The organism is Flagellimonas flava, from assembly GCF_050617915.1.
Taxonomy (GTDB): Bacteria; Bacteroidota; Bacteroidia; order Flavobacteriales; family Flavobacteriaceae; genus Flagellimonas; species Flagellimonas flava_A.
The window spans coordinates 81,117-93,378 of sequence record NZ_JBODQE010000007.1 but is presented as its reverse complement, the minus strand read 5'-3'; the positions used below and the strand labels follow the sequence as shown (position 1 = coordinate 93,378).

The 12,262-nt window shown below is 41.9% G+C and carries 9 protein-coding genes; 7 read left to right on the top strand and 2 right to left on the bottom strand.

Features of this window, described 5'->3' with window-relative positions:
- The first annotated feature begins 134 nt into the window (after positions 1–134).
- A complete protein-coding gene (locus ACRHOZ_RS16970) occupies positions 135–1,472 on the top strand; it encodes an aspartyl protease family protein (RefSeq protein WP_431128062.1) in 1,338 nt (445 codons plus the stop codon).
- Between the two features lie 50 nt (positions 1,473–1,522).
- On the opposite strand, the gene ACRHOZ_RS16965 is transcribed toward ACRHOZ_RS16970, so the two are convergent.
- Positions 1,523–1,912, bottom strand: a complete 390-nt coding sequence (locus ACRHOZ_RS16965) for a DUF1573 domain-containing protein (RefSeq protein WP_138839447.1) — start codon at positions 1,910–1,912, stop codon at positions 1,523–1,525.
- A 198-nt stretch (positions 1,913–2,110) separates the two neighbouring features.
- On the opposite strand from ACRHOZ_RS16965, the gene ACRHOZ_RS16960 reads away from it, so the two are divergent.
- Positions 2,111–4,735, top strand: coding sequence for a valine--tRNA ligase (locus ACRHOZ_RS16960; RefSeq protein WP_431128058.1), 2,625 nt, complete (start codon positions 2,111–2,113; stop codon positions 4,733–4,735).
- 147 nt (positions 4,736–4,882) lie between these two features.
- Here ACRHOZ_RS16960 and ACRHOZ_RS16955 read toward each other — a convergent pair whose 3' ends face one another.
- Complete coding sequence (locus ACRHOZ_RS16955; protein ID WP_431128055.1) at positions 4,883–7,261, bottom strand: TonB-dependent receptor domain-containing protein; 2,379 nt, start codon at positions 7,259–7,261, stop codon at positions 4,883–4,885.
- 219 nt (positions 7,262–7,480) lie between these two features.
- On the opposite strand from ACRHOZ_RS16955, the gene ACRHOZ_RS16950 reads away from it, so the two are divergent.
- The 5 genes from ACRHOZ_RS16950 to ACRHOZ_RS16930 all read left to right on the top strand — a co-directional run bounded on the left by ACRHOZ_RS16950 (position 7,481) and on the right by ACRHOZ_RS16930 (position 12,228).
- Positions 7,481–8,482, top strand: a complete 1,002-nt coding sequence (locus tag ACRHOZ_RS16950) for a sensor histidine kinase (protein ID WP_431128052.1) — start codon at positions 7,481–7,483, stop codon at positions 8,480–8,482.
- Position 8,483: 1 nt separating this feature from the next.
- Positions 8,484–9,188 (top strand): LytR/AlgR family response regulator transcription factor, encoded by a 705-nt coding sequence (locus ACRHOZ_RS16945; protein ID WP_431128049.1) that lies wholly within the window; start codon positions 8,484–8,486, stop codon positions 9,186–9,188.
- 170 nt (positions 9,189–9,358) lie between these two features.
- On the top strand, positions 9,359–10,747 hold the full coding sequence (locus ACRHOZ_RS16940; protein WP_431128046.1) for a Gfo/Idh/MocA family protein: 1,389 nt from the start codon (positions 9,359–9,361) through the stop codon (positions 10,745–10,747).
- 120 nt (positions 10,748–10,867) lie between these two features.
- A complete protein-coding gene (locus ACRHOZ_RS16935; RefSeq protein WP_431128043.1) occupies positions 10,868–11,365 on the top strand; it encodes a YybH family protein in 498 nt (165 codons plus the stop codon).
- On the top strand, positions 11,362–12,228 hold the full coding sequence (locus ACRHOZ_RS16930; protein WP_431128040.1) for an RNA polymerase sigma factor: 867 nt from the start codon (positions 11,362–11,364) through the stop codon (positions 12,226–12,228). Before ACRHOZ_RS16935 ends, ACRHOZ_RS16930 begins: the two co-directional genes overlap by 4 nt.
- Positions 12,229–12,262: the final 34 nt, after the last annotated feature.

The window sequence follows — 12,262 nt, the reverse complement described above, 5'->3', positions numbered from 1 at the left end:
CAAAAATGAGAAAACCAATAATCGCAAACAACACATTCATGTAATATTTAAGGGGTTAGGGGAATGTTAAATTAGAATAAATATCTGCATTAATTTGTATATTTAGTAAGCATAACCTGTTATTAACTAGGAATTTGAAAAGAAACCTGCAACTTTTTACACTTCTTCTAATGCTGATGCCTTTCTTGGTTTCGGCACAGGGCTTCAAGTTGCCCAAAAATCAGAAGTTTCAAAGGGTTGGTTTTGAGATGGTGAACAATTTGATCATCATCCCAGTCGAGATAAATGGTGCTGAATTGACGTTTGTCCTGGATTCAGGGGTTAGCAAACCCATTTTGTTCAATCTTTCCGATCAGGATTCCATCCAAATCAACAATGTATCGGAAGTGACCATAAGAGGCCTTGGTGATGGCGAACCCATGAAGGCTTTGAGTTCCATGGGAAATACCTTCAAACTTGGCAATGCCACGAACCATAATCAGGATTTATATGTTGTTTTGGACAAAGGGATAAATTTTTCCACCTCCCTGGGCATTCCCGTGCACGGGATTTTGGGATTTGATTTGTTCCGTGATTTCGTTGTGGAAGTCAATTATGGCACAGGAAATCTGAAATTACACAATCCTAGACTTTATAAACCTCCCAAAAACAGCAAAAAGGCACAGACCATACCCATTTCCATTGAGCGGAAGAAAGCCTATGTGGAAGGAACAGTGCTGATGAAGGATGAAGACAATGTGCCCGTAAAACTTTTGGTGGATACTGGGAGTAGTGATGCATTATGGCTGTTTCACCAGCCCGAAAAGGGATTGGAGATTCCTGAAAAGAACTATGAGGATTACCTGGGACGTGGACTCAGTGGTGACATATTTGGTAAGCGAACCAAGATAAGGGGTGTAAAAATTGGGGATTTTGAACTGAAGGATGCCAAAGCTGCCTTTCCCTATAGGGAATCCTTCGGATATATTAAGAATTTGGGTGACAGAAATGGCAGTGTGGGCGGCGAAATATTAAAGCGATTCAATATTATTTTTAACTATAGGGGTGGAACGGTCACGCTTAAGAAAAATGCCAATTTTAGAACACCGTTTCAGTATAACCTTGCTGGGATTGCCTTGCAGCATAATGGGTTGCGCTATATAGCGGAAAGTATCGCCGATTTCAATGGAGTGGTAAGAAATGATGATGCCAACTTTGGAAACGTTCAGATTTTGTTGGAAAATAAAACCAGGCTTAGTTTGGTTCCAGAAATTATCGTTTCAGGGATTAGGGCTGGAAGCCCAGCGGCAGAAGCTGGGTTACTGGAAGGAGATGTGATTTTGGCCATTAATGGAAAAAGTATCCACCGGTATAAACTCCAGGAGGTGCTAAAAATGCTCAACGAACGGGAAGGTAAACGCGTGAGGGTATTGATAGAGCGCTACAACAGGGATTTGTTGTTTTCCTTTGTCCTTAAAAACGTATTTGAATAAAATAAAAAAGCCCCGATTTATCGGGGCTTTTCTTCTATAAGTTATACGCTTTATTTGGCGCCTTCCGCTTTCACGGTTCCTTTTATTTTCAGCACTTTGGTTGGCGTGTCCGCATTGGAAGTAACCGTAATGGCCTTTCTAATGGGTCCAACCCTTTTGGTATCGTACTTTACTTCAATTTGTCCTGTCTTGCCAGGTAAGATTGGTGCTTCCGGCTTTTTAGGGATGGTACACCCACAGCTGGATTTTACATTACTGATTACCAAAGGCGCGGTCCCTGTGTTGGTAAATTCAAAAACCCGAACACCGTCACTTCCTTTGGCAATTTCACCATAGTCAATGGTCTCGCTCTTAAATTCAATCTTAGCTGTAGCATCCTGGGCATAAATTCCTAGGGAAAGTAGCCCTACAAACAACATGAGTACAGTTTTTTTCATCATTTCTAGTTTTGGGTGAACTTCAAATTTAGATGTTTTCACACCTGCATCCAAAATTCTTTTGTTATGTAATAACGTTACTTATTTTTGTTTCGTATTTCGAGATTGGCCCTCAGCCGAAGAATAGTGTTAATTTAACATGGCGACTCTCCTGCAAAAAATCCAATCCGATTCCTTTAAAGACAAAAACTATACCGAAAAATGGAAATTCCATCAAAATATGAGCCCAAAAGGGTAGAGGAGAACTGGTATTCGTACTGGATGAAGCATGATTTTTTTAGCTCAAAACCTGATGATAGAGAACCTTATACTATAGTAATCCCCCCGCCAAACGTAACAGGGGTGCTGCACATGGGGCACATGCTGAACAATACCCTTCAAGACGTATTGATCCGTAGGGCGCGTTTACTGGGCAAAAATGCATGCTGGGTGCCAGGAATGGATCATGCTTCCATTGCCACCGAGGCCAAAGTGGTGTCCAAATTGAAAGAGGAAGGTATTGACAAAGCTGATTTGTCCCGTGATGAGTTCTTAAAACACGCTTGGGATTGGACCAACGAATATGGTGGGGTTATCCTTCAACAGCTAAAGAAATTGGGCTGTTCCTGTGATTGGGAGCGAACAAAATTCACGATGGATGACGATATGTCAGCCTCCGTAATCAAGGTTTTTGTGGATTTATATGAAAAAGGCTTGATTTACAGGGGTTACCGGATGGTGAATTGGGATCCACAAGCAAAAACAACACTTTCTGACGAGGAAGTAATCTATGAGGAACGTCAAGGTTCCCTGTACTATCTGGAGTATCCTATTGAAGGCTCTGATGAGAAAGTGACCATCGCAACCACCAGACCTGAGACTATTTTGGGAGATACCGCAATCTGTATCAACCCAAACGATGAAAGATATAGTCATTTAAAGGGTAAAAAGGCCATTGTTCCTATTTGTAACCGGGTTATTCCCATTATTGAGGATGAATATGTGGACATGGAATTTGGTACGGGATGCTTAAAAGTTACCCCCGCACACGATGAAAACGATAAGAATTTAGGGGATAAGCACAATTTGGAGGTAGTGGATATTTTCAATGAGGATGCTTCTTTAAATTCCTATGGTTTGCACTATCAAGGCAAGGATCGATTTGTGGTTCGAAAGGAAATCTCCAAAGAACTGGAGGAAAAGGGATTTTTGGTAAAAACAGAACAGCATACGAACAAGGTGGGTACCTCGGAGCGTACCAAGGCCGTCATTGAACCTCGACTTTCCGATCAATGGTTCCTAAAAATGGAAGGTTTGGCAAAACCTGCCCTTGAAGGGGTTCTTAAGACAAATGATATCAAATTGTACCCCAAAAAGTTTGAAAATACCTATCGCCATTGGATGGAAAACATTCGGGATTGGAACATTTCCCGTCAACTGTGGTGGGGTCAGCAGATTCCGGCCTACTATTTTGGTGATGGTAAGGATGATTTTGTAGTGGCCGAAACCAAGGAGGAAGCCCTCCAAAAAGCCCGAACCAAGAATCCAAAAATCCAAGAATCTGATTTACGGCAAGACGCTGATGTATTGGATACCTGGTTCTCTTCCTGGCTATGGCCCATAAGCGTGTTTGGAGGTATTTTGGAACCGGATAACAAGGATATTGGTTATTATTATCCCACAAGTGATTTGGTCACAGGACCGGATATTCTGTTTTTCTGGGTAGCTCGTATGATTATCTCAGGATACGAGTACCAAGGCAAACGTCCCTTTGAAAATGTATACCTAACAGGCTTGGTAAGGGACAAGCAACGTCGAAAAATGTCCAAACAGCTCGGAAATTCGCCAGATGCATTGAAGTTAATCGAGGACTTTGGAGCCGATGGTGTCAGAGTGGGACTTTTATTGAGTTCTGCCGCAGGAAACGACTTGATGTTTGATGAAGCACTTTGTCAACAAGGAAAAAACTTTGCCAACAAGATTTGGAATGCCTTCCGATTGATCAAAGGATGGGAAATTGCCGATTTGGAACAGCCTGAATCTGCAAAAACGGGAATTGATTGGTATACGGCCAGATTCAACCAAGTTTTGGCAGAAATAGAGGATCATTTCTCCAAATATCGTATTTCAGATGCCCTTATGGCCATTTACAAACTGGTGTGGGATGATTTTTGTTCTTGGTTGTTGGAAATTGTTAAACCCGCCTACCAGAAACCCGTTGATCGAGCAACCTATAATGCGGTCATTCATTTGTTCGAGCAGAATCTAAAGATTTTGCATCCGTTTATGCCATTTTTGACCGAGGAAGTCTGGCAGCATATCACAGAACGAACTCCAGAGGAAGCCCTTATTATTTCCAGCTGGCCCAAGGTGGAGAATACAGATGCTACCTTAATCTCCAATTTTGACTTTGCTGCTGAGGTGATTTCCGGTATTCGTACCATTAGAAAGGAAAAGAACATCCCTCAAAAAGAGTCCTTGGAACTTTCTATGGTCAATAGTGAAAATGTGGGGAGTCAAATGGACAGCATCATTACCAAACTGGGGAATATTTCCCAATTGGATACAGTGAACTCCGGCCTGGATGGAGCCTTAAGCTTTAGGGTAAAGAGCAACGAGTACTTTATTCCCATGGGTGGTACAATTGACATAGAGGCCGAGATTAAAAAACTTACTGAGGAGCTTAATTACACCCGAGGATTTTTGCAATCCGTACAGAAAAAGTTGGGTAATGAGCGGTTTGTGAACAATGCTCCTGAAAAAGTAGTGGCCATGGAAAAAAAGAAAGCGGCGGATGCAGAGGCCAAGATTGAAACCTTGGAAAAGAGTTTGGCCAGTTTGGAGTAATTTCTTGAATTTGTTTTGATTTTATTTGCTTGGTACTTGGTACTTGGTACTTGGTACTTGGTACTTGGTACTTGGTACTTGGTACTTGGTACTTGGTACTTGGTGCTTGGAGTCAAGAGTCTAAAGTCTAAAGTCTATAGTCTAAAATCATCTCCTTCTTCCGCCTGAATACTGCATGGCTTCACCCTTGCCAAACCCATAACTAAAACCAAAGGCTATAAAACGCCCTCGTAAACGACGGCTATAGGTTTCAAAATCTACCTGGGCGATTTCATTTTCACTGATTCGGGAGGCAAAAACATCCCTTACACTTAGGTTAAGGATGGCTTTACCTTTCATCATTTTTTTGCGTAGTCCCATATCCATAAAAGCATATCCGTTGGTTTCACCTTGGAATGTCCTGTAGCTGGACCGATAATTTCCAGTCACCTCCATATCAATATCCGCTGGAAATTTCACTTTGGACATTAGCTTGGAAGTCCATCGGTCTGCATTAAAATCAAATACCGTAGTTTCAAACGTACCTTCACGAGTAAATTGAAAATAATTGAAATCCGCGTTCAAGGTCAGCCATTTTGCAGGGCTGTATTTGGTGTTGAATTCAATACCGGTGGTTTTGTTGGTTCCGATATTTTCAGGTCTTCGTGTGGTTACGTTGTTCTCAAAAGTGGACACACGTTCAATTACGTCCGTGGTATATCTGTGATAGACACCAAGATTTAAGGCTGTTTTTCCCACAAAAAAGATACCCGTAAGTTCATAAGAATCGGTGAACTCGGGCATTAGGTTGGGATTCCCCTGACGGATGTTAAAGTTGTTTCTAATGTTGAAAAACGGATTCAAATCCCAAAGCCGGGGTCTATAAATACGCTTGGAGTATCCTGCCTGCACGGACACCTTCTCTGAGAATTTGTAAGAGGAGTGAGCGCTTGGAAATAAATTGGTGTAATTCTGGGAGTTGTCTTCCCCTGTGTTGGTCAATAAGGTGTTCAAATTGGTTTGCTCCAGTCGTATTCCAGCCTTCAATCCCCAAGTTTTGCCTTCATAGGCTCCTGTTCCGTAGGCACCCAAAACCTTTTGGTCAAATTCAAAATTGTTGGTCAACCCCGGGTCTGTCACAAATTCGCCATTGATCCAATTTTGTACCTCATAATCGTTGCTCACATCGTTGATTACGTATTGTGCTCCAGTTTCCAAGGTCCATTCTTCAGTAAAAGGCTTGGTGTAATCCAACTTGAACGTAAAAACGGCTTCTTTGAAATCCGTTCGAGTCAATTGTGAATCATCATTGTTTTCTCCGGAAATAGTGGTGTCTATAAACTCTGAGGATTGATCTTTCCCAAAGAAATTCCCCAAAGCACTGAACAGTAAAGTGTGATCCTCATTGCCCTCAAAATCCTTTTTGTACTGCAGCTCATACCTGAATTTGGGATTGGTGGCATCCGTGACCTCGGTGCGCTCCCATTCAGAAGTTACGGTTTGGTTACCTTCCAAGGTGGCAAAATTGGTAGTAGAGGGCTGATCTTCGATTTCCAAGGCAAAATTTCCAGACAAAGTCAAGACGCTGGTAGGATCAAAATAATAGTCCGTCCCCAATACAAAGTTGTAGTAGGTTTCATTCCGAAATTCCTCACCAGATGATATTACCGAGGTATTGTTCACCAAATCGGTATTTCTACTTTCCACTTCGTTCGGCCCTTCGCGGTAACCCGCACCCAATTGTGTAAACAGATTGAATTTTTCGGTCCGGCGATTCAAGCTAATCCCAACACTATGACTATCTGGAGCACCAGTATTTACAGAAACCGATCCGTTTAAACCTTTTCGTTGTTCCTTTTTGATAACAATGTTGATGATTCCAGAGGTGCCTTCGGCATCATACTTGGCTGAAGGATTGGTGATGACTTCCACCCGATCGATCATATCTGCGGTAATGGTGCCTAGAGCGTTGCTTTCATCACTGGATATGATAGAAGGTTTTCCGTTGATAAGTACCTGGACTCCCTGACTCCCACGCAAACTGATCTGACCTTCAATATTTACATTGACGCTGGGAACATTATTAAGCACTTCCAGCGCACTTGCCCCGGTACTGCTCAAGTCCTTGCCAACGTTGAACACACGTTTGTCCAATTTGAACACGGTTTTTGAGACTTCGCCCTCCACAACAACCTCTTCCAATTGTTGGGCGTCCTCGCTGATTTGGATGGTTCCCAAATCGATTCTACCACCAGCTGATGCCTTTGGCTCCACAATTTTCTTCTGATATCCGATAAAACTAATTTCCAGGTAAAAGTTCGTAGCATTGGTTTCCAAAACAAACGAACCATCTTCCAAGGTGGTGGTTCCTGATATTCCTTGTTTGGTAGTGTTGTCCGCAACCATTACAGTGGCGTAGGCCACGGGTTGACCACTGGATCTGTCCACTACCTTACCTCTAAAAACGGTTGTCTTTTGCTGTGCCGGACAAGATAAAATGCCGAAGGTCATAAAAAGAATGGAAAGGAATATCAATCTGGATCGCATAATCAACTCAGTATAATTTGAAATAGTATTCCAAAGATGCTACGGAATCTCCATGGTCGACCTTTAAATTCTGCGAACAACCGAGTTGATACCGTAATCGACAGACTTTTCAAATAACGGGCTAGGATGCCGATTGCAGACCTAGTTGGGTTGTTGGCAGGATTATTTTTCTTTTGTTACCTTATGATGGATAGTTTTGGTGAATTTAAAATTTCAAACTTGATTCCACGTAGAGAGCTTATTTTTCAGGTCATCCTCCATATACTGGTCTTTGTGTTCTACTCATATGACCGGCGCCATCCGGAAATTGACATTTATGAGGTGACCTTTTTCTTGACCTATGTGGTGGCTGGGATATTGATTAACTATTATTTGATGCCTAAGTTCCTGTACCAAAAGAAGCACTGGAAATTTTTTGGCAGTGTGCTGTTGGTCATTATAGGGTTGATATTACTGGAGGAGCTGGTATTGGAACAGATATTTTTCCCCGGAACCAGACGGGCTAGGGCTTTCCCAGGTGTATATTATGCTTTATTTGAGGTAGTTCCGGTTATAGCCATCCTTAGCGGATTTAAGTTTGCATGGGATGCGTTGCAGAAGCAGAAACAGATAGATGAGTTAAAAAGCACGGTCAAAGAAAGCGAGCTTCAATTTCTCCGATCTCAGATCAACCCGCATTTCTTGTTCAACAACTTAAACAATCTGTACTCCTACGCACTTGAAAACTCCCCTAAAACCCCTGAGATAATTTTGGAAATGAGTGGGGTATTGCGGTATATGCTTTATGAGTGCAAGGAGAAATTTGTTCCGCTGAAAAAGGAAATTGAGCAATTGGACAACTTTATCAAATTGTATAAACTGCAAATTGAGGATAGGGGCAAGGTTCGCTTTGAAGCGCATCGGATAAAATCTGGATATAAGGTGGCCCCCTTAATTTTGATTGTTTTTATCGAAAATGCTTTCAAACATAGCCAAGCGGGTCAGTCGTCCAATATTTCCATTGACATCAATGTGAGCCAAAAAGGAAATCAATTGCAATTTTCCTGCAGGAATAATTTTGAGGAGGCAAAGGAACTGGATACTTTGGCCAATGGTATTGGACTCAGCAATGTTAAAAAGCGTTTGCAGTTGTTGTATCCCAACCGACATGAACTTGAGATCAGGAAAGAGAGCAACCAATTTTCGGTGTTGTTGACCATGGAGTTGGAAAAATCGGAATGAGATGAAGTGTATCATTATTGAAGATCAGCCACCTGCCCAAAGGATTTTGAAAAAATTCATTGAGGATGTGGATGCATTGGAGTTGAAAGGTGTTTTTTCAGATGCCTTACAAGCCATGGAATTTCTCAATTCGGAACCTATCAACCTCTTGTTTTTGGACATCCATTTACCTAAGATATCAGGATTGGATTTTTTAAAATCCCTGCCCAATCCCCCGCATGTTATACTCACCACGGCCTTTTCAGAGTACGCTCTGGAAAGTTACGATCTCAATGTTGTGGATTATTTATTGAAACCCTTCTCTTTTCAACGCTTTTTAAAAGCTGTGGCCAAAGTCCCCGTCGTTAACGCAACCCATGTATTGACGGGTGACAAAGAAATGGCTATGGCACCTAAAAGCCACATCTACATTAAGTCGGGGTATGAACATATCAAAATTCATCTGGATGATATTTTGCATATTGACTCCGATTCGGATTATACCGAGGTTATAACCCTGGAACGGAAATACTTATCCAGTGAGCCATTACGGTTTTGGTTGGAAGCCTTACCAGGTACAAATTTTATCAGAACGCATAAGTCCCACATCATCAATACGGATAAAATTGATAAGATCATGGGCAATCAGATTTATTTGGAAGGCGGGCATACCATTCCCATTGGCAGGGCATATAAAGAGCATTTTTTGAAAGTTATTCTTAAATAGGGCCAATAAACTCAGTTTTAGTGGGCTTTACATATCCAATTCAGCCTTAGAAATAGCTCATAATCTAGCGTACAATAAAGTATTTTGACCAATAAGATGGAACAAATGTCATTTTTTCATACATTCGATATATAAAAGTGTTAACGTTAACATTTTAAACCAAAAGCACCATGAAAAACTTTGATCGCCGTAATTTTCTTAAAAAGACCTCGCTGTCGGCAGCAGCCATTTCAGTAATGCCCAGCTACTTAAAAGCTGATATGGAAAGACCTTCCCAAGCTACGTATATGGGTGATTTTGCTGCCCCCAAATTGGATTTGATTAGGGCGGCATTTATTGGAGTGGGTGCACGAGGGGGCGATCACTTAAAGTTTTTTGCTGCATTGGATGGTACCGAAGTGGTTGCCATTTGCGATTTGTATGAAGACTTGGTCGATCAAAAGATAGGATGGGTAAGGGAAGTTGCCAGTAAAAAAAGACATAAGAATATTGCCAAATACTCGGGAGACGAAAACCAATGGAAAAAAATGTTGGTAGAGATCAAACCCGATGTGGTTTTTATAGCTACGAACTGGTTAAGTCATGCCCCCATGGCCATCGAAGCTATGAATCAGGGTGCCCATGCCTTTGTAGAGGTTCCCATTGCCGTAGGTTTGGACGAGATGTGGGATATTGTTGATGCTTCGGAACGAACCCAGAAGCATTGTATGATGATGGAAAACGTGAACTACGGTCGAGATGAACTCATGTTTCTAAATATGTGCAGACAAGGTGTGCTAGGAGAGATTTTGCATGCCGAAGCTGCCTACATCCACGAACTTCGAGGGCAGATGGAGGAACAAAAAAGAGGAACAGGCTCTTGGAGAACCTATCACTATGCCCATAGAAATGGAAACCTATACCCAACCCATGGTCTGGGGCCGGTTGCACAATACATGAATTTGGGAAGAACAGATGACAATTTTGGAAGTTTGGTCTCCTTTTCCACACCCGCCATAGGAAGAAGCGCTTATGCTAAAAAGAACTACCCAGCGGATCACAAATGGAACCAATTGGACTATAAAGGAGGTGATTTGAATACCTCAATCATTAAAACCACTTTAGGTAGAACCGTAATGGTGCAATGGGATGAAACCAGCCCCAGACCGTATAGCAGATTAAACCTTGTCCAGGGAACCAAGGGTACTTTGGCTGGTTTTCCTACCCGCGTAGCTTTGGAAGGTGGTGTGGAAGGAATAACCAAAGACCATCATTCTTGGGCGCAGGGCGACCAATTGGCTGCGGTGTATGAAAAATATGATCACCCCTTGTACAAAAGATTAAACGAAAGCACCAAAGGCAGTGGACATGGCGGTATGGATGGTATCATGATGTATCGCATTGTGGAATGTTTGCAAAAGGGATTGCCATTGGATCAAAATGTTTACGAGGGATGCTTCTGGAGTGCCGTAGCTCCCTTGAGTGAGCGTTCTGTGGCCAGTGGCGGCGCTCCACAACCTTTTCCGGATTTTACCAGAGGTAGTTGGAAAAGTACTGATCCGTTGACTATCGTGGAATAGCTTTCCAGGTTTTATACTTCAAGCTTTATCTGATTTCAAAATGTAGTTGATCGCATAATTTTTAGGGTACAACTGTAACAGTTGGTATTTGGGATGTGTCCAAATCATAAAGCAATTAATATGATAATTAAAAGACACATGTACGTAATCTTGGTCATTGGCTTTGGAATGACCACAAGTATGAAATCCCAAAAACAAAAAGTTATGCAAACAACAATTTCAAAAGAAGAACAAGCAGTATTGGGTGCAGTGGCCTCCATGACAAAATCGTTCAATAATGCGGATATTGAAGGAGTCATGTCCAGTTACCAGGAAGGAGCCTTGGTGGTTTTTGAACCGGAAATGCGTGTTACCAATAAAAAACAGCTTCGGGAACTATTTTTGGCAGCCTTTGCCATTAAGCCACAATTTGAATACCCCAACGGCCATGAGGTCTTTGTGAATGGAAATTCGGCCACACATATTGCACCCTGGATCATGAAGGGTACCGCTCCAGATGGGACAGCGGTCACCCAAAGTGGACTTTCCGTGGCCCATCTACAGAAACAATCCAATGGCAAATGGTTACTTATCTTTGATAACCCACATGGAAGTTATCTCATGTCCAAGAAACCATGAAAGAGGATTCCAAAGAAGACAGTTCAGAAGAAAAACTGATATCAAAGGCCTTATCTGGGGATAAGGCCTCCCTGGAATTGTTGATTACCAGAAATCAAGATTGGATTTACAATGTAGCATTGACCTTTGTTGGTGATGCGGATGAGGCGGCCGACCTTACCCAAGAAGTGCTGATCAAAGTGATAACCAAATTGGACACCTTTGAACAACGCAGCAGCTTTAGAACATGGATGTACCGTATTTTAAAGAACCATTTTCTGAATATGAAACGGGGAAGGCATGAGGTAAATCCACCAACTTTTGAACAATTTGGTGAAGGGTTGGACAAATTGCCCGACGAATCACTTTCCAGTTATACCTATGAGGTTGAGGAGAAATTGTTGGTCAATGAGGCCAAGATAAGTTGTATGAAGGGCATGCTGTTGTGTTTGGATAGGGAACAGCGACTCATATTTATCATAGGGGAATTGTTCGAATTTCCAGATTCCGTGGGTAGTGAGATTATGGAAATGAGTAAACAAAACTTCAGGGTTAAACTTCATAGGGCCAAAAAGCAATTGTACAATTTTATGGACAATAAATGCGGCTTGATCAATAAGTCTAATCCCTGTAGGTGTCACCGTAAAACAGCGGGTTTTATCAAAATGGGTTATGTGGATCCAAAGGCGCTCCACTTTCAAAAAGATGTTGTTGCCAAAATCAATGAAGTGGTAGGAAGCAAGGTGGATACCTATTCCAACGAAGTGTTGTCCGAATATCAAAAACTATATCAACAACATCCATTTTTAAGAGCGCCTGATAAACTTGCCTCGATCAAAAAGTTACTTTCCACGGATAGCATCAAGGAGACTTTTAACCTATAAGGGAGTTACAGCCACTGATTCTTTCGTAACAAGG

Coding starts and splice junctions, on each gene's coding strand:
- ACRHOZ_RS16955 (WP_431128055.1), bottom strand. CDS start 7,261: ATGCGATCCAGATTGATATTCCTTTCCATTCTTTTTATGACCTTCGGC.
- ACRHOZ_RS16935 (WP_431128043.1), top strand. CDS start 10,868: ATGATAATTAAAAGACACATGTACGTAATCTTGGTCATTGGCTTTGGA.
- ACRHOZ_RS16945 (WP_431128049.1), top strand. CDS start 8,484: ATGAAGTGTATCATTATTGAAGATCAGCCACCTGCCCAAAGGATTTTG.
- ACRHOZ_RS16960 (WP_431128058.1), top strand. CDS start 2,111: ATGGAAATTCCATCAAAATATGAGCCCAAAAGGGTAGAGGAGAACTGG.
- ACRHOZ_RS16965 (WP_138839447.1), bottom strand. CDS start 1,912: ATGATGAAAAAAACTGTACTCATGTTGTTTGTAGGGCTACTTTCCCTA.
- ACRHOZ_RS16930 (WP_431128040.1), top strand. CDS start 11,362: ATGAAAGAGGATTCCAAAGAAGACAGTTCAGAAGAAAAACTGATATCA.
- ACRHOZ_RS16940 (WP_431128046.1), top strand. CDS start 9,359: ATGAAAAACTTTGATCGCCGTAATTTTCTTAAAAAGACCTCGCTGTCG.